The sequence below is a fragment of the Salinicola corii genome (assembly GCF_008298015.1).
Lineage (GTDB): Bacteria > Pseudomonadota > Gammaproteobacteria > Pseudomonadales > Halomonadaceae > Salinicola > Salinicola corii.
In genome coordinates, this window is record NZ_VTPX01000006.1 from 205,429 (window position 1) to 226,841 (window position 21,413).

Here is a 21,413-nt window from a genome sequence, read left to right on the forward strand (position 1 = left end):
GAATCCGTCACGAGAGTGGTTGATGCAGCAGGCGGTCGGTGTTCGACCCTGGTATCGAGGTGCCGTCTGCTGTGGCCTGTTGGTGGGGGTTGCCACGCTGATCCAGATGGGGGCGCTGGCCTGGGTTGTCGATCGGGTGATCTCGGATGGTGCCTCGCTAGAGGCGGTGTTCGGTGGTGTCGCCATGATCGTCGTCGCCATTGCCGCCCGGGCGCTGGCGCAGTGGGGGCAGGAAGTCTGCGGCCAGGCTTGCGGGCTGCGGGTGAAGCAGCAGGTGCGTGCCCGTCTGCTGGCGCGTCTGCAGCAACTGGGGCCGGTGCGGCTGGCGTCGCGGCATAGCGCCGGTCTCGCCAGCCAGCTGGTGGATCAGGTCGAGTCGCTGGAGGGCTACTACGCCCGGTTTTTGCCCCAGGTGGTGCTGGCGGCGCTGATCCCCATGATCTATCTCGCCGTGGTGTTCTGGCTCAACTGGCTGGCGGCGATCTGGCTGTTGATCGCGGCACCGCTGATCCCGCTGTTCATGGCGCTGATAGGGATGGGCGCCCAGCGGCTCAACGAGGCGCAGTTCCAGGCGGTCACCCGACTCTCGGGGCATTTTCTCGACCGGGTGCGAGGCATCGCCACGCTGCAATTGTTCGGACTGGCCGAGCGCAGCGTCGAGGAGGTGAGCGAGGTCGCCCACGATTATCGCCGACGCAGCCTCAAGACACTGAGGGTGGCGTTCCTGTCGTCGGCGGTGCTCGAATTCTTCGCGGCGGTTTCCGTCGCGGTGGTCGCGATCTACATCGGCTTCGGCCTGCTGGGCTACATCCAGTATGGGCCCGCCGATCGGCTCGACCTGTTTAGCGGGTTGTTCATCCTGCTGCTGGCACCGGAGTTCTTCCAGCCACTGCGCACGCTCTCCCAGCATTACCACGACAGGGCTTCCGCTCTGGGGGCCGCCGAGGGGCTGGTGGCGCTGCTGGAGCCGGAAGCCGGTGAAGAAGGCGCGCCGGGGCGTGCGTACGATGAAACCGAGCCGGACGAGGCCCAGCGGCAGCGTCCCGGCGCGGTCGCCCTCGACGATGTCGAGCTGCGTCATCGCGGGCGTGAGCGAATCCTTGGGCCGCTGTCGCTGAAGGTCGACCCCGGCGAGGTCGTGGCGTTGATCGGTCCTTCCGGCAGTGGCAAGTCGAGCCTGCTGCAACTGATCGCGGGCTTCATAGCGCCCAGTGCGGGAAGGGTTCGGGTCACGTCAACGCCGGCGATCGCCTGGCTGGACCAGCGACCGCTGATCGTTCAGGGGACGCTGGCCGAGAACCTGCGGCTGGTGGCGCCTGGCGCCAGCGACGAGGCGTTGCGCGACGCCCTGGGGCAGGCGGGGCTGCAGGCGTGGCTCGCCTCGTCCCCGGCGGGGCTCGATACGCCACTGGGCGAGCGCGGCGCCGGGCTCTCCGGCGGTGAGGGGCAGCGGCTGGCGCTGGCGAGAGTTTTCCTTTCCCCCGCGAAGCTTGTACTGCTGGATGAACCGACGGCAGCCCTCGATCCCGAAACCGAACGCGAGGTCATCGCCGGCCTGACCCGGCTGGCTGCCAGCGGTCGTACCCTGGTCGTCGCCACCCACCATCCCGCGATCATGGCCATGGCCGGTCGCGTCCTCGCCATCAAGGGAGGCCGGCTGTCGACGGTCGAGCGCCCGGATGCTTCACGGGAGGCGTACTCATGAAGGCACTGCTGTCACTGCGACCATGGCTTGGCGTCCTGGCCGAGCGTCGCGGCCGTCTCCTGGTCGGCGCGCTGCTGATGCTCGCCACGCTGCTCAGCGCACTCGGGCTACTGTCGTTGTCCGGCTGGTTCATCACCGCCACGGCGATCGCGGCGGTCGGCGCAAGCGGTTATCTGGACGTCTTCACCCCGGGCAGCGGTATCCGGTTCTTCGCCGTCTCGCGCACCGCCAGTCGCTATCTGGAACGGCTCTACAACCACGACACGATATTGAGATTGCTGGCGGATCTTCGCGGGCGTGTGTTCGCCGGCCTGGTCACGCTGGATGCGCGTACGCTGGCACGTGCCCGTGCTTCCCAGTGGCTCAATCGACTGACGGCGGATATCGACACCCTCGACAATCTCTATCTGCGCCTGCTGGCACCGCCGCTGGTGGCACTGGTCAGTGTCCTGGCATTCGCCGCTTTCGCCGGCGCCTTCCTGCCCGTGGCCGGGCTTGCGCTGCTGGCCATTCTGCTGCCGCTGGGCCTGATCGCCACCGCCGGCTGTGGCTGGTGGGGTTGGCGTGCCAGCCACCGCCGGGTCGATCGGCAGGAACGGCTGCGAACCCGGGCCATCGAGCAGGTCGAGGGACTGGCCGAATTGACCAGTTATCGGGCGCTGGAGACGCATCGCGCGCTCTGGCGCCGCGAGGAGCAGGCGCTGCTCGACGACCAGCGTCGGCTCGGCCGGCGTACGGCGACCGGCAATCTCGTCGTCACCGTCGGCGTCCAACTGGCGACGCTGGTGGTTCTGCTGCTGGGGCTAGAGGCCTTTCGCGATGGCCAGGTCAGCGGGCCGGTGATGGTGATGCTGGCGCTGGGCACGCTGGCGGTCAGCGAGGGGCTCGGGAACCTGCCGATGGCGTTCACCCAGCTGGGCGCCACGGTGCGGGCCGCCGAGCGGCTCAATGCCCAGGCCGAGCTGAAGACGCCGCTGACCGGGGACCGGCTCATGGCCGGAGGTGCGGCGCCGTCACTGGTCTACCGGGATGTCGAGGTCACGCACGGGGCGAGAACCGTCTTCAGCGGCCTGAACCTGGTCATCGAGCCCGGTCGGCGAGTCGGCATCGTCGGCCCCTCGGGGATCGGCAAGTCGACATTGGCGCAGTTGGCGGTACGGGCGTTCGATCCCCAGGCGGGGCGGGTCGAATTCGCGCAGCAAGATGTCTCCCGGGTTTCGCCCGACTCGTTGAGGGCGCGAATCGGTTATCTCACCCAGCGCAGCGAGCTGTTCCACGACACCCTGGCCGCCAACCTGCGCATGGGGGACCCGGACGCCAGCGACGCCGAATTGTGGGCCGTGCTGGAAAGCGTCGAACTCGAGCCCTGGGCGCGGTCGCTGCCGGACGGCCTGGAAACCTGGGTCGGCGAGCAGGGACGGCAGCTCTCCGGCGGGCAGGCGCGCCGGGTGGCATTGGCGCGGGTGATGCTGCGCAACTCGCCGCTGGTGATCCTGGATGAACCTCTGAGCGGACTGGATGCCGAGACGGCGGCCTCGATCAAGTCGGCACTGGATGCGTGGCTGGCGGGACGCTCTGCGCTGCTGCTGGGCCACGATCCCCAGGCGTTGCCAACCTGCGACGACTGCTGGCGGTTGATGCCGGCCGAGGCGGGAAGGGTCGGAGAGCGTGGGTTGTCAAAAATGTAGACATTTTGCCAATAGTGTCGACATTGGTGATGGCGTTACTCTCACTATCTGATCGTCCGCGCCGTCGAAGCCGGGCGATTCCATCGATACCAGGAGCGCCAGCCATGTCCGGTTTCCAGTGGGACGACCCTTTTCTGTTCGACCAGCAGCTCGGCGACGAGGAGCGCCAGATTCAGCAACTGGCACGCGACTACTGCCAGGAGCGCCTGCAGCCGCGCGTGCTGGAGGCCTTCGAACGCGACCATTTCGACCGCGAGATCCTGCGCGAGATGGGCGGGCTCGGACTGCTGGGAGCCACGGTGGCCGAAGCCTATGGCGGGGCGGGCGCCAACCACGTGGCCTACGGTCTGATCGCGCGGGAGGTCGAGCGGGTCGACTCCGGCTACCGCTCCGCCATGAGCGTGCAGTCGTCGCTGGTGATGCACCCGATCGAGGCCTATGGCACCGAGGCGCAGAAGCAGCGCTACCTGCCCGAACTGGCGAGCGGCGAGATGGTGGGCTGTTTCGGGCTGACCGAGCCCAACGCGGGTTCCGACCCCGGCGGCATGCAGACGCGGGCCAGGAAGGTCGATGGCGGTTATCGTCTCAGCGGCCAGAAGATGTGGATCACCAACAGTCCCATCGCCGATGTCGCCGTGGTGTGGGCGAAATCCGATGCCCATGAAGGCAAGATCAAGGGGTTTCTGGTCGACCGCGGCGCCGAGGGCTTCTCCACGCCCACCATCCAGGCCAAGGCCTCGCTGCGCGCCTCGGTCACCGGCGAGATCGTGCTGGACGACGTGTTCGTGTCGGAGGAGGCGCTGCTGCCTGGCGCCTCCGGCCTGGGCGGGCCGTTCGGATGTCTCAACAAGGCCCGCTACGGGATCGGCTGGGGCACCATGGGTGCAGCGGAGTTCTGCTGGCACGCCGCGCGCCAGTACACCCTGGATCGGGAGCAGTTCGGCCGGCCGCTCGCCGCCACCCAACTGGTTCAGGTCAAGCTGGCCGACATGCAGACGGAGATCGCGCTGGGCCTCCAGGCGTGTCTGCGCGTCGGGCGCCTGCTGGACGCGGGCCAGGCGACCCCGGAAATGATCTCGCTGATCAAGCGCAATCATTGCGGCAAGGCGCTCGATATTGCCCGTATGTCGCGAGACATGCACGGCGGCAACGGCATCTCATTGGAGTTCGGCGTGATCCGCCACATGATCAATCTGGAGACGGTCAACACCTACGAGGGGACCCACGACGTCCATGCCCTGATCCTGGGGCGTGCCCAGACCGGTATCCAGGCGTTCGGGTGACGGCGATGAGTGAGATCTCCCGGCCGCTGGCCGGCCTCAAGGTGCTGGACCTCTCGAGGGTCCTTGCCGGCCCCTGGTGTACTCAGCAACTGGCGGATCTCGGCGCAGAGGTGATCAAGGTCGAGAGGCCGGGGCGGGGCGACGATACCCGCGCCTGGGGCCCGCCTTGGCTCGACGGCGTCGGCACAGGGGCGGAAACACGAGACTCGACGGAGTCGGGTGCCGGCACGGGGCCGGGTGCCGAGACAGGAAACTCGACGGAGTCGGGTACCGGCACGGGTTCGGGTGCCGGGATGAAACAGTCCGCCTACTTCCTGAGCGCCAACCGCGGCAAGCGCTCGGTCGCCGTCGACCTGTCCACCGCGAAGGGGCAGGAGCTGGTTCGGCGCCTGGCAATGAAGGCCGATGTCGTGATCGAGAACTTCAAGGTCGGCGGGCTGGCTGCCTACGGGCTCGACTACGCCAGCCTCCAGCCACTCAAGCCGGACCTGATCTACTGTTCGATCACCGGGTTCGGCCAGGACGGGCCCTATGCCGGCCGCGCCGGCTACGACTTCCTGATCCAGGGCATGGGCGGGCTGATGAGCCTGACCGGAGCGCCCGACGCGCAAGGCGGCGAGCCGACGAAGGTAGGCGTCGCGATCACCGATATCTTCACCGGGCTCTACGCCGCCAACGCGATCCTGGCGGCGCTGCGTCGCCGGGATGCGACCGGCGAGGGCGGCTACATCGACATGGCGCTGCTGGATGTCCAGGTCGGCGTACTCGCCAATCAGGCACTCAACTACCTCACCAGCGGCCAGACGCCGCAGCGCATGGGCAATGCGCATCCCAACATCGTGCCGTATCAGGCGTTCGCCGCCGCCGATGGTCATTTCATCGTGACCGTGGGCAACGACAGCCAGTTTCGCCATCTGTGCGAGGCGCTGGGCGAACCGGCGTGGGCGTGGGACCCGCGTTTCGCCACCAATGCCCAGCGGGTCGCCCATCGCGAGGCGTTGGTCGCGCTGTTGGAGAAGCGGTTGATCGCCCGGCCCCGCGACGAGTGGCTGGCGCTGCTGGAGGCCCACGGCGTGCCCTGCGGGCCCATCAATACGCTCGATCAGGTCTTCGACGACCCCCAGGTGCGGCATCGCGGCATGTGCCAGGAGAGCGTCATGGGGGATGGGCGCCGTGCCAGGCTGGTGGGCAACCCGATCACGCTGGATGGCTGTCGGATGACATCGTGGCAGTCGCCGCCGCGGCTGGGCGAGCATACGGCATGCGTCCTGAGCGAGTGGTTGGCGCTGGATGCCGAGGCGCTGGCGGATCTGCGTCGCGCTGGGGCGATTGTCTGATCGATGCCCCGGTTGCCGCTCTCTAGGGCCTGTTCACACCATACGCCTCGAGCCGCTCGCGGATGATCGGCACCGGCGTCATCAGGTGTTCGCGCATCATGCGGCTGGCGGCCGTGGCATCACGTGACAGGATCGTGTTCACCAGGGCCTGATGCTCGCAATGCTTGTCGGCCAGAGCCTGCGCCGAGAAGACGGTCCGACGTAGCCATAGATGGCGATAGCGCTGCGCCTGATCGAACAAAGCCGCCCGCGACTGCAGCAGCGGCAGGCAGTCGCAGCCGGCGACCATGGCGTCGTGAAGCGCCTGGTGTCGCTTGTCCCAGCGTTCGAGCATCTCCTCGCCGTCGTTGACCCGGTCGACCTTGGCCAGGGTATGCGCCCGGGCCAGGATCGAGGCCTCCCAGTCATCGTCGCCGCGCTCGATGGCCAGGCGTATCAGCAGGCCCTCGAGTTCGGCGCGAGCGTCGTAGATCGCGGCCAGTTCGGCCATCGACATCGGCGCCACGCGATAGCCACGCTGGCTGATCCCGGTGACCAGGCGTTCGCCGATCAGCCGGGTCAAGGCCTCCCGCAAGGGGCCGACGCCGGTGGCGTAGCTAGCCTTCAGCCGGCTCATCAGCAGCTTTTCCTGTGGTGCATAGACGCCGCGGATGATATCCGCCTTCAGGCGTCGGTAGACGTCGAGCGCGGTGGGGGATCGTTCGGAAGTTGCGGTCATCGCCAGGCCCTGTCGGCGTCGATACATGTCGGTTTCCCAATTCTGTCGATGTCGAAGGAAAATATCGACACCTATCCCGAGCCGATCGACATCCGACGAGAGGCGCATTGTGACCGTTGGCCATGCCGACCAGAATGAGCGTGAAACCTTCGACGCTGCCGTGCGTTCTTCCGGTGTCGTCATGCACTGGGTCCTTCGTGCATCGGCATCCGTCATGAAGCGAGGTTCGCCATGCCGTTCACCACGCCGCACCAGATCGAGCAGCACATCGCCAGGACCATGGCGTTCTACCACCCGCGCTGCATCGATCCCCAGGCGGGTTTCTACCACTATCTCACCGACGACGGATATCTCTATAACCGCCACCATCGACATCTCGTCTCCAGCGCCGGCTACGTGATCATCTACGCCCGCTCCGCGATGCATACCGGCGCGCCCGAGGCCCTCAAATGGGCACGCCACGGGCTGAAGTTCATCGAGGATAGGCACTACCAGACCCTTACCCAGGGGTTCGCCTGGACGCTGGATCATGGGAAGGCGGAAGACACCAACCACCACTGCTACGGGTTGGCCTGGGTCATGCTGGCCTACGCGATGGCGCTGAAGGCCGGGGTTTCCGAGGCACGAACCGGGCTCGATCGGGTCCGTGCCTTGATGGATCGAAGGTTCTTCGAGTCTCACACGCAGCTCTACGCCGCTGAAGCGGACGCGAACTGGCACCTGACGGGCTACCGTGGCCAGAGCGTCAATCAGCGGAGCTGCGAAGCGCTGATCGCGGCGTTCGATGCCACCGGTGAGGCTGCCTTTCTCGACCGGGCGCTGGGTATCGCCCGGACGCTATGGCGCCGGCTCGCCCCCATGGGCGATGGCTGGCTATGGGAGAACTACGATCGCGACTGGCATATCGATTTTGACTATCGCCGCGACCGCCCCGACGATCTCTTCCGGCCCTGGGGGTTCCAGATCGGTCATCAGACCGGGTGGGTCAGGCTGCTGCTGCGACTCCATCACCATCGTCCGGATGAGGCCTGGCTGCTCCCGACGGCGCGCCGGCTGTTCACCGAGGCAGTGGAAAAGGGGTGGGACGACAAGTATGGCGGCTTGATCTGCGGGGCGGATTTCAACCGCCTGCCTCTCAATCGGGACAAGGTCTACTGGGTCCAGGCCGAGAGCCTGGCCGCCGCCGCGATGCTCGGCGATCTGACCGGGGAGGCGCGCTACTGGCGCTGGTACGACAAGATCGCCAACTACTGCTGGCAGCACATGATCGATCACGAGCACGGTGGCTGGTATCGCATTCTGACCCCGGACAACCGACGCTACTCGCGGGAGAAGAGCCCGGCGCCCAAGACCGACTGCCACAATCTTTGCGCCTGCTACGACATCCTGCCGATCATGCAGCGACAGCACGGCGAGCGCGAGGCGGTATCATCGCTATGACTTCCCGCCTGACGACGGGGGCCCCGGTTCGGACTCGTCGGCCGGGGGGTCGGTCGATGACTCCTTCGCTGCTAGCAACGCCGCACGCTCGTCGTCGAGGCGATGGCGGATGTCGGTCCAGGCCGCAAAAGTGCTGAGATAGGCCTCGCCGGTCAGATGATCGAGGAAATCGCTCTTGCCCAGCATGTCCATCACCGGTCCCTTTACCTCGGCCAGGTGCAGGGTGACCTGAGAGTCCTTCAGGCGGGCGTTGATCGCCTCCAGGCTCTCCAGTGCCGAGGCGTCGATCAGGTTGACCGCCGAACAGATCAGCACCAGGTGCCTCATGTTGTCGCGGTCGGCGAGTAGCCCGTAGACGGTATCCTCCAGATACCGCGCGTTGGCGAAGTAGAGGCTTTCATCCACACGTAGCAGGGCGATCTCGTCATCGACTTCCGCCTCGTGGCGCTGGATGTTGCGAAAGTGCTCGGTGCCCGGAAGGCGCCCGACTTCCGCGGTATGGGGCCGGCTGGTGCGGTAGAGATAGAGTGCCAGTGAGACGCCGACGCCGGCCATGACACCAGCTTCCACCCCCTCGCCGAACGTCAGCACAATGGTGATCAGCATCGCGGCGAAGTCGCTTCGGGAGTAGTGCCAGGTCCGCTTGAGGCCGGGCAGGTCGACCAGCGTCATCGCCGACACGATGATACTAGCGGCCAGGGTGGCGATCGGCAGGTAGGCGATCAGTGACGTCAGGAACAGGATCACCAGCCCGACGCCGAACGCGGCGAATGCTCCGGCCGCCGGCGTGCGGGCGCCGGCGTCGAAATTGATCACCGTGCGCGACAGGCTGCCGGTCACCGGCATGCCGGAAGTGAAGGCCGCCGCCAGATTGGCGGTACCAAGGCCGACCAACTCCTGATCCGGGGAGATGCGCTCGCGTCGTCGCGCGGCCAGCATCTGCGCCAGCGACACCGACTCGATGAACCCGACCACGCTGATCAGAAACGCCGGCAGCAGCAGATCGCGCAGCAGGCCCGGCTCGAACGACGGCAGGCTCAGTGGCGGCAGACGTGCGGGAATGTCGCCGACTACCTTCACGCCATCGGCAGGGAGGTCCAGCGACCAAGAGGTCAGCGTGGTGATGGCGACGGCCATGACCGGACCCAGCCGCACGATGAAGGTGGCCTTTCCGGCGCTCAGCCCCATCTTCTGCAGCACGGGGCCTGCTCGTCGCATCACCAGCAGAAACGCCAGCGCCGACGCTCCCAGCACCAGCGTGGGCCAGTGGAGGCTCCCGAGATGACTCAGCAGGTGAGCGATCTGATCGATCAGCGTGAATCCCGAGCCGCCGATACCGATCAGGCTGGAGAATTGACTGGCGGCAATCAGCACGCCGGAAGCGGTGAGCAGGCCAGAGACCACTGGATGGCTGAGGAAATTGGCGAAGAATCCCAGCCGTAACAGGCCCATGATGGCCAGAATCAGGCCCGAAAGCATGGCAAGCGTCGTCGCGGCCTGGCCGTAGGCCGGTGTGCCGCTGTCGAACAAGGGCGAGAGGGCGGCGGCGGTCATCAGCGAGACGATCGCCATCGGGCCGACCGCCAGCGTGCGGCTGGTGCCGAAGATCGAATAGAGAATCAGCGGCAGCATGCTGGCGTAGAGACCGGTGATTGCCGGCAGTCCGGCGAGAATGGCGTAAGCAAGGGCCTGAGGGATCACCATCAGAGTGACGATGATGGATGCGACCAGATCCTCGTTGAGGAGGTGGCGGTTGTAGTAGGGCGCCCAACTGATGATCGGGAAATAGCGTGCCAGATGGGCACGGACGTGGATCTGCTCTCGCGTATCGGTTCCCGTCAATCGGCGCCAAAGGCTCATCGTCTCGTCAGGCTCCCGGTAATAAGCTTATCGTTCAAGAGGATAATCAGGGCGGTAAATGGTGCGCGCACTCCGGATCGTGTGCAAGCCGAGATGAGTCAGACGGAAGCGTCGACCAGCCGCCCTTGGTTTTCAGCGAACGCCTCGGCGATTCGCACCATCTCCTCCGCCGGTATCTGGCGGATGATGTCTCCCGTGGCCCGATCGATGACCTGGGTAATGACTCGGCTATCGAATTCGCTCAATTCGAAATGCAGCCCGTATTGCGACATGACGCCGTTGAGCGAGTGAAGCTGATCGCTCAGATAGCCGATTCCCGGCGCCGATCCGTCGAGTGTGGACATGGAAGGCGCGATCGTGCTCGGCGGGGCCAGGCCCGCCTGGCTCATCAACGTTTCCAGTCTTTGACGGGGAGAGCCATCGGCACTCGGATTGAGAGAGAGCGAAGCCAGATCGATGGGGGTAGGCATGACCATCTTCCTCGAAGAGTCGACACGGAGAGTAGATGTCCAGGTTTCGTCATCGCTATCTGGACTCGGAGACAAGACATGGTGAGGCAAGGGAGGGAGGCACGGGACGAGAAGGGGCCGCCCGTCTGCCGCCGATATCGACAGTTCCCTGGAGCCATGCACCCTCGTGGCAGTGCAGGCGTGCCGTGGAAAGCTGACCTTCCTGACGGGCGCCCATTTCGATGACGACGCGATCCGATACTTCCATCTGGCCCGAACAGGTTCCCGCCAGATAGAGTTCGCGAGCCACGAGTCGCGGTGCCAATCGGGCGCCTGTGCCGACCACGACCCGTTGATCGTCGGCTGAGATGTTTCCCTCTACCTGACCTTCGATTCGAAGCGTCTCGCGCGTCTCGAGACGACCCTGCACGTTGACCGTTCGGCCGATCAGACTGCCGTCAATGGCACCGGATATCTCCTCAGGCGTCGCTTTGGTTGCGCGTGGGGCGGGAGCGGCATTCCCGAGTAACGGCTCGCTGCCCGGAGAAACGGTGTCAACCGGCGTCGCCGCGAGCGATCGTTGTCGCCTTGTCACCCGGCGATATCCATCCAGCAGCAGCAGGGCACAGCAGACGAGTCCGCCGAGCAGGAGCCATTCTGCCGAGTCCATAGATTTCATTCCCAAAGCGGTTCCAGCTCTCGTGTCGAACGGAGCGTTCGGCGATGATTGGGGCGGTATATGTCGATAGCTATCGGCGCTGAAAAGAAGAACTGAAGGCGCGAATGATCGGGGAGGTCCCGAAGCAAGGTAAAGATGCCTCGCCACGTGCCGATCTATCATCACATCGGTGGCCTTCTTTCAGACCCAGCTCGCCATCTCCCGACAGCGACAGAGACCTGCGACATGTTTCAGAAATCCAGCCAGAATCCTCGGCAGCCGGCAGCTTCGCCCCGCGGCGGCGACATTCCGGCGTCACCCGGCGGCAACCCCGTTCACACCCACGGCCTTTCTCGAATCGGGGGCAAGACGACCATCCAAGGCGATATCAGTGGTGAAGAGGACCTGCTCATCGAGGGGCGGATCCTGGGTGACGTCCTGTTTCGGAAGCATGGCGTCACCGTCGGCGCCGAGGGCGTCGTGGAAGGCCGGATGGTGGCCAGGGAGCTGACGGTGAGAGGTCGGGTGGATGGCACCCTGATCGCCGCCGAGAAGATCACCTTGAAAGCGGGGGCCGTCGTCAACGGCCAACTCCATTCTCCCGGCCTGGTACTGGAAGAGGGCGCGGCATTTCACGGCAACATCGACATGGAGCCGGAACAGAATGAGCTCAGGGACGCTTTCGATACCGGGGCGGCGCGCATCGACTCCACGGCTCCGGAGTCGGCTCGCCTCGGCGCGGAGCCGTCACTGGTCGCAGAGGCCGATATCTTCCCGGAGGACGACCGTAGCGCGCCCGTCCAGCGGAGTTGAGGCGAGAAATCAGAGGATACGTCGAATACGAGTGAGCGGAATGGCTCGTCAGTTCTTGATATTCGATTGAAACTGCAAATTATCATTTTGACGAAGAGTTCAACGGCTTACGGATGAGCGTGGATATTTTCGTCAACACGCAGACCCCCCGGCCGGCTTTACGGAGCCGGCCTTGGTTCGTCGGAATTCAATGCAGTTGGTCCCGCCAGAAATAATTTTATCGTTACTACGATGCCCCATATGCAACTTTGTTGTAATTATCCAGAATCCATGCCAAGTGTTTTCTTGGCAGCGAGTTAGGCTCGAGATCAAAGCGTGCCATCCTGCCCACGGTCTCGGTTGGCTCTGCCAATCTTTCGATCTCGTGGTAATAGTGCCGATCTGTATAGTCATCGAAAAGCACAATGGTTGGCTTCTCGATCATCAAGAAAGTCGTTATAAAGCACGCCCGCCGAAATCTGCCGTCGATCAGAACAACATCCGGGTGCACGAAGTCATCCTGATTCCATGCCTGAGTGGGATATCGATGGAAATTGCGCCATTTTGCATCATTTTTGGGTTTTGCCCAAAGACCAGTCTCGCCGACATCGATATGCATGATACTTGGACGCGACAAGAGATCGGCTGATTCGATATAGAGGTTCATGTTACGAGCCCAAGCGGCATCGTTCTCTACTGACGTGATGTGCTTGTTGGGCATTTTAGCAGCGATAATCGTGGAGCCGCCGCTTCCGTACTCAAGGATGACAGAGCTTTTCTGGTATATGTCGGTAATGTAGTTTTCTACTTCTGGAGGTAAGGTAACCTTGGGTTCAATCAGTTCCCTCCTGCTATCATTCTGTTGTTTTGAAATATCGCTATCAATTTTCGGAGAAGTATGAGCGTCCTCTCCGTGTGATTTGCGAGTAGCAGAGTCCCGATTGATGATTCCTTGGCTCTTGGCCTCCTGGAGAAGAGAAAAGTGTTTTGCGATCTGCGAGTGTAAAGAATTCAACAATATCCATGAGTCCGCCTGCTTGCGGAGCTTTTCTCTAGCATGGTCCTGACCACGAAGATATTCGTGAATCAACACCGGACCAGGATCATAAACCTGTTTGCGGGCAGGGTATCCTGCTTGAGTCAGTTTATATGAGATGTCCACGCCACCATGACCGAACAGTATATAGTCTCCCCATCCCCCCACTTCGAAGAATGCTTTTGCCAGGAATGAAGCATTACCTTCCAGCTCCGGGGGAGCCGGGTATGGCTTATCGGAAGGATAATAGTGACTGGGAGTGGTCGAGTCTGATCGCTGACGATAAACGCCTCGCAGTGAGACGATATCCCATTTTTCATGGGCTCTTATGTGGCTGCCAATGAAATCCGGTTCAGGAATACCATCATCATCGACAAAGAGAAGGATAGGTGCATCGCTGTACAGCGCGCCAATGTTGCGCGCTAGATAAGCACCTGCGTTTCCAGCTGTTTTTAGCCAAGTATCGACCCAAGGCTCTATTTCTCTGAATTCCTCGTCTGGGCAACCATTGTTGACAAAAATGATCTGAAGGCTGTTGCCTCCGTCCTCGCGAAGCTTTGAAATGTTTTGTACGATTTCCGGTTTGAACCGGTTCGCTATAACAATAGCTGCTATGTCGAATCGTTCTCGATGGCTTCGCACACTTTCCTGGGATAACCAATAATCATAGAGTGAACGCTTGTGCGTCCAATTTACTCTTGCAAGACGATTTTCTAGGGATGTTGCCCTTTCTCTGTCGCTGATACTGGTTTTTCTCTCCAGCAACGCATGGGTGAGAATAAAAAATGCAGCATTATTGCCTTTTTGCCACTCAAGCAGGCTTTTGCATTTTTCAATCAAATCATCGATAACGCTTGCGTCGAATCGATTTAGGTTGTTTGTCAAGTCGACTACGAAAGAGCCCTTTTGTTGATCCAGAGGGGCTTCTTCGCTTATTAACGAGAAAATATTGATGGGCGCGAGAGAAGCTCTTTTCTCGGTATCTGCCAACGCCCCACGATCATCGTCCTCGTTGCTGTTGTCATTGAATGACGACAACGAGGCCTTGAAATCTTCAATTCCATAAAAACGATAGGTAAGAAATGCCAGCTTCGTTTTTTGTGTCTCGGTTAAGGTGGATAGACGAGAGTCGCTTGGAATTAGTAGTGCATCAGCGCTGGTCAACTGGGACGCCCGAAAATCCGGGATCGATGATTTGTCCTGCTCACTGACAGCGTATGAAGCTGAATAAAAACGGTAGAATTGGAATCCGTTCGCGTTGGCCCATCGAGTCAGATCACCTAATTCTGTCTGCTTTTTATAAATTGGATTGAATCTTATCTGGACCTGTAGGACAAGAGCATCTGCTAGTGCCTGAGTGCCATGCTCAAGGATTTTTAGACTGTCATGTCGATCATCCAGCGCCAGCAAATCGATGCTTTCCAACCCTTCGATGCTGTCCAAGGAAACGCTGGCAATATCGAATGTCTCAAGACTGACGGTATCAGTGCTTTTCAAGGGCTCCAGGGTTGCAGGTTCTCCCCCCGCACCGTCGAGTATCACGGGGGTGGGGTGCCCATCGCCAAGGGTGGCCTGAGGCAAGTGCTGGAGTTCACCATACTGAGATAGCTCACTCGCATTGTCGAGTCCACAGGCGGGATCAAAGACCAGCAGTGCTACATGGCCAGTACCAAGTAATTCCTTGATGTCGCTGCGTTTTGCGATATTGCAGCCGTTATCCAAAATCGTGATCGCGCTATCCAGATCCCAATCGAACTCTTTGAGAAGCGATGCGGGCAGCCTCAAGGGCTCGGATTCATCTTCAAACCAGGCTTGGCCGCCTTTGTTGAAAGTCAGGGCTGCCGGTGCCTTGTCTTCACAGTAGCGTTGCCAGATGCCCCGCAAAGTTCTATGGAGGTGGCGACCAAATTTTGGTGCGTCGCAGATGGGCGACTGCTCGAGATAGGTGCGGAGCGCCGCTCGAATCACCGCCAGACTCGGCAGGTCCGAAGCGAGGTCGAGAACACGCTTGCGGTAGTCGTCCCAGTTGTCCGTCACCAATTCCGGCATGCCGGCGTTGCACAGATGGGTCGCGCTATGGCGGCCGGCGAAAGTGGGGCCGGTGTGGGTAACCACGGGAACGCCCATCAGCAGGGCTTCGCATGTGGTCAGGCCGCCGGAGTACGGCCAGGTGTCCAGCGCGATATCGACACGGTTGTAGCTCTCCAGTAGCTCCTTGTGTTGCGACGGGCCCTCCAGCAGGACTCTCGACCGCTCGACGCCGTGTTTTTCCAGCGTCGTGAGCACGCGCTCGCACACCTCGTCGCTGCTGTACTGACCACCTTTTAGGAATAGGCGGCTATCCGGCAGCTGTTGCAGGAGAGTTGCCCACTCGGCCAGCAGGGTGTCGTTGACCTTGGCGGGATTGTTGAAGCAGCCGAAGGTGATGTAGCCATTGCTGAGCGAGGGTAGTGCGGTAATGGCCGGCTTGTAGCTCGGTGGCTGATAACAGATATAGTCGTCCGGCAGGCGAATGAGCTTTTCGGTATAGAGGTGGTCGACGCCTGCCGGGGTTTCATGACTGTCACTCAGGAAGTAGTCGAACGCATCAATGCCCATGCTGCTGATCTGCATGCCGACCCATTTGACAATGATGGGGGCTGGCTTCGTGTCGACGGTCGGCAATCGGTTGAGACCGCCATGTCCGGCGAGCTCGATCAGAATGTCGATATCGTCTTCGAAGATTCTCTCGGCGAGTTGGCGATGATTCAAGTGATAGACGGGCTTCCACTCGCAGGCCTTCTTGATACGTTCGGCAATAGGATCATTGTCTCCGGCGTCTGTATCGGAATAGGCATGGAGTTCGATATCGTCCGGGAGCTGCTCGAGGGCGCTACTGATCATCCAGCCGACCGGATGGGCACGCAGGTTTCCGGACAGCAGGCCCACCCGTAATCGGCGATTGGGGGACGTATCCTTCTCACCGTGATCAAAAGTCTGGGGCGGCTTGAAACGCGTGCTCCACTTTTTCGACTTCTGAAGGATGCTCTCTGCCGAAGCTTCCGGATCATAGTGCTTGGTCAGGATCTCGTTGGAGTAGGCACCCGAATAGTCCGGTCTCAAGCGCAGGGCTTCTCGATAGTGCCACTCGGCCTTTCTGAAATCCGCCATATCCTTGTGGTAGTTACCGAGCGTGTTATGCACTGTAGGATCCTCAGGCCTCAATGCATAAAGACGATTCAGTGCCTCCAGCCCTTCCTTGAACTTGAAATGGAGCGAGAGGATCACACTGCGCATGGCCAGGACTTCTGCGGGAGAGTGGCCTAGCTCCTCGGCTTTCGACAGGGACTTTTCCGCCTCCGAATAGGATCCCATCTGGTAGAGCATATGACCCATGTTGAAATGGGCTTGGGCGTTGCCGGAATCGAGCTCGATACTGCGGGCTTGCAATGCCTGGGCCCGCTGCTTCTCTCCCGCCATGAAACAGGCTCGTGCCAGTGCCGTCAGCGTTAAAGGATCATCGGGATCGAGCGAATAAGCCCTCTCCAGTGTCTCTTTGGCCTCATCGGGGGCAATCTGCAACTGACAGTTGCCCAATGCTTTCCAGGCGAAAGCATCCTCGGGATAGTTCTGGACCAGTTTCTCGGCATCTGTCATGGCGAGTTTGTGCTTGCCCTGCCGATAGAGGTCCATGAACTGTTTCTGACGAGAGGCGGGGGCTTGAAGACTCTGGCTCATAAGAATCCGTATTCCGGTCTGGTGCTGACGAGGATTGGATCAGCTTCCCACACTCGGAGAGATTCGAAGCGACGAAGTGATGTCACTCCACGCCTTTTATCGTCGCGAACCGAAACGTAAAAAGGCCGGCATATTGCCGGCCTCGTTTACCGCCTGGGCGTGCTTACTGGAGCAGTGACAGAACGCTCTGCGGAGACTGGTTGGCCTGGGCCAGGACCGAGGTGCCGGCCTGCTGCAGGATGTTGGCGCGTGTCATGTTGGAGACTTCGACCGCATAGTCGGCGTCTTCGATGCGCGAACGTGCGGCAGACAGGTTGGTCGAGGTCGTGGTGATGTTGTCGATGGCGGTCTCGAAACGGTTCTGGACCGCACCGAGGTTGCTGCGCTCGTTGTCGACGTTGTTGAGCTTGTTGTCCAGAATGGACAGTGCACTGCTGGCGAGCACGTCGAAGCCGTTGGTGCTGACCGCGCGAGCCTCGCCGTTGACAGATGCTGCGGCTGCAGTAGCGGTGCTCGTGTACATGTTCCAGCCGCTGTTGCCGGTGCTGGAGGTGCCGGAAGCGCTTGCGCCGCCGATGGTGATGTTGATGGTCTCGCCGTCTTTGGCACCGACCTGGATGCTGAAGGAAGAGTCGCTGGCGCTGGTCTTGAACACGTTGGTCCCGTTGAAGGACGTCTGGGTCGTAACGCGGTTGATCTCCTCCAGGCGCTGGTTGACTTCCTTCTGGATGGAGTCGATGTCCTGGGCGCTGTTAGTACCGTTCTGAGCCTTTACGGTCAGTTCACGGATGCGCTGCAGGTTGTCGTTGATCTGATCCAGTGAGCCTTCGGCAGTCTGGGCCAGAGAGATGCCGTCGTTGGTGTTACGGCTGGCCTGGGTCAGGCCGGTGACGGTGGAGGTCATGCGGTTGGCGATGGCCTGGCCGGCAGCATCGTCCTTGGCGCTGTTGATGCGCAGGCCGGAGGAAAGACGCTCCATCGCGGTCTGAAGCTGGCCCTGAGACTTGTTCAGGTTGTTCTGACCGATCAGGGAAGTGATGTTGGTATTGATAACTGCCATGGTCGTATTCCTTTCTCGCTTTAGAGGGCAATTTGGGCCTGATCCGCTGCGCGATGGCAGATGGTGCCGGATCCTGCTGCAACGGCCCCGTGGCCGTTGACCCAGTTATCGGCGCTACCCGATGTCGCTTTAGCCCTGTTTGAGAAATTTTTGATGCACGTCATTCGGCGTCTGGTCGAAACGTCACCATGCAGAGCCGTGTGGTTGCGGGGAATGGGTGAATATGGGGAATCTGATGGCAAAAGCTAGAGAAACAAAATACTTCTTTATGTTACTTATGGTTGCCTAAGTGGCTGCGTAGGTCGTACTAGTAGAGCAAGCGGGTGGGCTGTGGGCGTGGCGGCCAGATCATTGGCTAGATGCCGATCCAGTGCGACCACGTGATATTTCCCCAACGCTTTTTGGTCGGCGATAGAGAGGCGGACACGTCCGCGGGGCTGCCATGGACGTTCCGGTGTTACGGTAAGAGCTATCCGTGACGACGCTAAACTGGATCATCACAGGGGACTATCGTCCACCAATGTCGGTTTGGTTGTGCCTTCGCTCGCGGACTTTTCGCGGGCCTTGGCCGCACCACATGCGGACATGGTGATTTCTCGAGCATCTTTCGATAGACTGGGTCCGTCCGTGTCAATGGCAAAACGCTGAATTTCCTGTCGGCAAATAGATACTTTTTTACGCTGACCAGAAGGCGGCGTTGCCTATGATATGTTTATTTATAGGATTTTTTGATAATTAACTATGTCGCGTACGATGAATGAACGTGAGAAACTTCGTAAGTTTCGTGAACTCGATGATGCTTTTGCCCAAGCACTTCGTGAATTGGATGGTGGCTCCCGACGCTCCGAACAGGCCTCCGAGGATCATAAACGTTCGGATTTCGAAGATCGCTTGCAAGGATTGATGAGAGAGTATGCGCTAAGTCAACGCTGTGTACATGAAATGTTGAGCACGCTGGTGGAGTATAAGAAAATATCGTGAAGCCTAATGTTTGGAATACAATGGTTTGAATCGGTTATTTCTTTGACATGAGTTTGCTTGTCTCTGCATGGTGCGAGCGGCGGCTGTCAAAAGTTTGGTGGAACGCTTTTACCATCAATTCAATTTCGCAGTGGAAAGGATTCCGCTCATGATATCCTTGATTAGCCTCGAGAGCCGGCTGGGGCTGGTGTTACTGTTATCATTGCCCCAGGTTTTCATCATTGAGGCCATGGGGATGTGGCTTCCTTTGGCTCTGGTCTCGGTGGCGCTGTTATTCCCCGAGTTAATACTCCATATGAAGGCCCTGGCCAAAGATAGAGCGGTTTTACTGCTAGTAGGGCTGGTAATGACGCAGTGCCTTTCTCTTGTCTGGTCGGTCGATAGAGCATTAGGGATAAAGGTCATTATCTATGAGGCTGTCTTCATCGTCGTTTTTTCAGCGACAAAGCTTTGCGACTGGAGAAAGCTCAAGAAGCAGCCGACTATGTGGGCTTTTATTTTCGGAAGCTTTCTTTTGGCGACCTTTGTTATCATTTGTAGAGCTTTTCCGGAATTAGAGAACGCGTTTTTGATATCCGAGTGGAGTGGGATTTTTATCAATCCCAACGTCCAGCATGGGTTGGCCGATGGCAGTATCCGGAACAATGCTCTCGATCCAGTAAAAGCCGGTGGGATATTTGTCAACGCTAACGTGGCCAGTTGCTACCTGGGTATGCTCTCCCTCTGTGCGTTGGCTTGTATCAGGCGTCCTCGGCTGGCTTGGGGCATCAGCCTTGTATTGCTTGTTGCCGTTTTTTCGACGGGATCGAAAACGGCGACGGTTATCTTGATCGGCCTGACCATCGTCTATCTGGTAGTCGCTTTCGTCCTAAAAAACATTTTGGCCGCCAGAATGGCTCTGGTGCTGGGAGTGATGGTGGCTTCGATGATGATGTTGTTCTACAGCCCGATTCCACAACAGTTCGTCGACAAGATTACGAGTCAGGAGACGGGCCAAGCTCCTACGTTACCCTCCGCGTCTCCGCCGCCTCCGGATGAACCGAGCCCGCGCGAGACATTGGATAATGCCGAGGATTCGATGAACAGCCGACTGCTGATATGGCAATACGGCTTGGAGGCGTTCGAAGAAAAACCTCTCATGGGTCAAGGGTACGGGGGGTGGCAGCAGGGGTTTTCCGGTTACGTCAAAAGACTGCGCGAGGAGGGGATCGAGTTGCGCGATGGCTTTCCTCCGCATAATACCTTTATCTATCTCTGGAGCCAAAGCGGGGCGCTGTCGGTTGTTTTTGCGGTTCTGTTGTTATGGCATTGGAGCGGGATCTCGCTTTCAGCGATCGGCAAAAATCGTGAAAGAGAACATGGCCTCAGGATGGCGCTGGCGTTGACGGGAGCATGGGTCTGGTTGACCGCGCATGGCATGGGGGATAACACCGGGCTCCTGGGCGATGCTCATCAGGTGACGCTACTGGCTTTCATCATTGCCGGGATCGACAATCTATCAGAAAGGAAGCGCGCTAGTGCAGCTTAAGCGAGTGGGTATATTTCGGAATCAATTGTTTAAATTTTCCGAACCTTTCATAACTCAGCAGGCACAGGCGTTAACTCATTTCGAACCGGTTTATATCGGCAGGAAGCTGTTGGGTAGAGCGCCGGAGGGTGCAAGGTATCTATCACTGGATCGCTCGCAGGGAACCGTCGCGCGGGGGCATCAAACGGTCAATGCACTGACTCGCTATCCGGGGGAATACGTTCGGCTGCTGAGGGATGGTCCGGTCGACATCATTCATGCCCACTTCGGCGTGGATGCCGTCTACGCGCTACCATTGGCTAGAAGGCTTGGCGTGCCGCTGGTCACCACGTTTCATGGGTTTGATGCCACGACCAACCGGAAAGGGCTCCTGACGTCGGGTTCTCCCGCGTGGTATCACTATCTGCTGTTTCGAAAGCAGCTGGCTCGGGGTGGCGACGTCTTTCTCTGCGTTTCGTCCTACATCCGAGAGCGTGTGCTGGCGCTGGGCTTTCCCGAGGAGAGGACGTTCGTCCACTACACGGGGATTGACTCGGCCCTGATACCTCCCAGGTTGCCCGTCGGCGGGACCAAAAAGATAGTTCATGTCGCAAGACTGGTGGAGAAGAAGGGCACGCGTTACCTCATTCTGGCATTCAAGGAGCTGCTTCGGGAAATGCCGGATTGCGAACTGGAAATCATCGGAGAGGGTCCTTTGGAGAAGGAGCTCAAGGATCTCGTCGACTCCTTGACGTTGAACGGGAAGGTCAATTTCCTGGGTTCGCTTCCACACGAGACCGTTCTCACGAGATTGACCGGTGCCTCGGTCCTTGCCTTGCCCAGTGTCCAGGCGGCAACCGGAGACATGGAAGGTCTCGGAATGGTGCTGCTCGAGGCGGCAGCAATGGGAATCCCCCTGGTCGGCACCCATCATGGTGGTATACCGGAAGTGATCGTTCACGGGGAGACGGGGTTTCTCGTTGAAGAAAAATCCGTTACGAATCTCAAGAAATACCTTCTAGAGCTAGTCGCGGACGATGACACCAATGTCCGCATGGGGCTGAATGCGAAGGTCATGATACAGAACAGGTTTGAAATGAATTGTCAGTCTAAAACTCTTGAAAGAATTTATGAATCAGTTCTAAAAGACGCGAGTTAAGACTGTGTTGGTTTTGGGTGCAT

General features: G+C 60.1%; 15 protein-coding genes. 9 read left to right on the forward strand and 6 right to left on the reverse strand.

Annotated features, from left to right (window positions below; genetic code table 11):
• The first annotated feature begins 22 nt into the window (after window positions 1–22).
• The 4 genes from cydD to F0A16_RS12565 all read left to right on the forward strand — a co-directional run bounded on the left by cydD (window position 23) and on the right by F0A16_RS12565 (window position 6,013).
• Window positions 23–1,705 (forward strand): thiol reductant ABC exporter subunit CydD, encoded by a 1,683-nt coding sequence (cydD, locus tag F0A16_RS12550; RefSeq protein WP_149435737.1) that lies wholly within the window; start codon window positions 23–25, stop codon window positions 1,703–1,705.
• The gene (cydC, locus tag F0A16_RS12555; protein WP_149435738.1) at window positions 1,702–3,393 is read left to right on the forward strand and encodes a thiol reductant ABC exporter subunit CydC; all 1,692 of its coding nucleotides are present in this window, start codon (window positions 1,702–1,704) and stop codon (window positions 3,391–3,393) included. The genes cydD and cydC overlap by 4 nt, the downstream gene beginning before the upstream one ends.
• A 104-nt stretch (window positions 3,394–3,497) precedes the next feature.
• Window positions 3,498–4,676 (forward strand): acyl-CoA dehydrogenase, encoded by a 1,179-nt coding sequence (locus tag F0A16_RS12560; protein WP_149435739.1) that lies wholly within the window; start codon window positions 3,498–3,500, stop codon window positions 4,674–4,676.
• A 5-nt stretch (window positions 4,677–4,681) separates the two neighbouring features.
• The gene (locus F0A16_RS12565; protein ID WP_149435740.1) at window positions 4,682–6,013 is read left to right on the forward strand and encodes a CaiB/BaiF CoA transferase family protein; all 1,332 of its coding nucleotides are present in this window, start codon (window positions 4,682–4,684) and stop codon (window positions 6,011–6,013) included.
• Between the two features lie 22 nt (window positions 6,014–6,035).
• On the opposite strand, the gene csiR is transcribed toward F0A16_RS12565, so the two are convergent.
• Window positions 6,036–6,758: a DNA-binding transcriptional regulator CsiR gene (gene csiR, locus F0A16_RS12570; protein ID WP_420853080.1), complete on the reverse strand. Its 723-nt coding sequence runs from the start codon at window positions 6,756–6,758 to the stop codon at window positions 6,036–6,038.
• 204 nt (window positions 6,759–6,962) lie between these two features.
• Here csiR and F0A16_RS12575 point away from each other — a divergent pair, with 204 nt between their 5' ends.
• Window positions 6,963–8,171: an AGE family epimerase/isomerase gene (locus tag F0A16_RS12575; protein ID WP_149435741.1), complete on the forward strand. Its 1,209-nt coding sequence runs from the start codon at window positions 6,963–6,965 to the stop codon at window positions 8,169–8,171.
• Here the strand turns inward: F0A16_RS12575 and F0A16_RS12580 are convergent.
• The 3 genes from F0A16_RS12580 to F0A16_RS12590 all read right to left on the reverse strand — a co-directional run bounded on the left by F0A16_RS12580 (window position 8,166) and on the right by F0A16_RS12590 (window position 11,150).
• Complete coding sequence (locus F0A16_RS12580; protein ID WP_149435742.1) at window positions 8,166–10,031, reverse strand: SulP family inorganic anion transporter; 1,866 nt, start codon at window positions 10,029–10,031, stop codon at window positions 8,166–8,168. The genes F0A16_RS12575 and F0A16_RS12580 overlap by 6 nt on opposite strands.
• A gap of 98 nt (window positions 10,032–10,129) precedes the next feature.
• Entirely contained in the window at window positions 10,130–10,501 is a 372-nt protein-coding gene (locus F0A16_RS12585; RefSeq protein ID WP_187775997.1) for a flagellar protein FlaG, read from the reverse strand.
• A gap of 55 nt (window positions 10,502–10,556) precedes the next feature.
• On the reverse strand, window positions 10,557–11,150 hold the full coding sequence (locus F0A16_RS12590; protein ID WP_187775998.1) for a bactofilin family protein: 594 nt from the start codon (window positions 11,148–11,150) through the stop codon (window positions 10,557–10,559).
• Window positions 11,151–11,384: 234 nt separating this feature from the next.
• Between F0A16_RS12590 and F0A16_RS12595 the strand changes: the two genes are divergently transcribed.
• Window positions 11,385–11,951, forward strand: coding sequence for a bactofilin family protein (locus tag F0A16_RS12595; RefSeq protein ID WP_187775999.1), 567 nt, complete (start codon window positions 11,385–11,387; stop codon window positions 11,949–11,951).
• A gap of 226 nt (window positions 11,952–12,177) precedes the next feature.
• On the opposite strand, the gene F0A16_RS12600 is transcribed toward F0A16_RS12595, so the two are convergent.
• Both F0A16_RS12600 and F0A16_RS12605 read right to left on the reverse strand, forming a co-directional pair.
• Window positions 12,178–16,683, reverse strand: a complete 4,506-nt coding sequence (locus F0A16_RS12600) for an O-linked N-acetylglucosamine transferase family protein (RefSeq protein WP_149435746.1) — start codon at window positions 16,681–16,683, stop codon at window positions 12,178–12,180.
• Between the two features lie 163 nt (window positions 16,684–16,846).
• Window positions 16,847–17,743, reverse strand: a complete 897-nt coding sequence (locus F0A16_RS12605) for a flagellin N-terminal helical domain-containing protein (RefSeq protein ID WP_149435747.1) — start codon at window positions 17,741–17,743, stop codon at window positions 16,847–16,849.
• Between the two features lie 741 nt (window positions 17,744–18,484).
• Here F0A16_RS12605 and F0A16_RS12610 point away from each other — a divergent pair.
• The 3 genes from F0A16_RS12610 (at window position 18,485) to F0A16_RS12620 (ending at window position 21,390) form a co-directional block, all read left to right on the forward strand.
• Window positions 18,485–18,724 carry a hypothetical protein gene (locus F0A16_RS12610; RefSeq protein ID WP_149435748.1) on the forward strand — a complete coding sequence of 80 codons (240 nt, stop codon included), beginning with the start codon at window positions 18,485–18,487 and terminating at the stop codon, window positions 18,722–18,724.
• Window positions 18,725–18,872: 148 nt separating this feature from the next.
• Window positions 18,873–20,252, forward strand: coding sequence for an O-antigen ligase family protein (locus F0A16_RS12615; protein ID WP_187776000.1), 1,380 nt, complete (start codon window positions 18,873–18,875; stop codon window positions 20,250–20,252).
• Window positions 20,253–20,277: 25 nt separating this feature from the next.
• The gene (locus F0A16_RS12620; protein ID WP_187776001.1) at window positions 20,278–21,390 is read left to right on the forward strand and encodes a glycosyltransferase; all 1,113 of its coding nucleotides are present in this window, start codon (window positions 20,278–20,280) and stop codon (window positions 21,388–21,390) included.
• Window positions 21,391–21,413 lie beyond the last annotated feature (23 nt).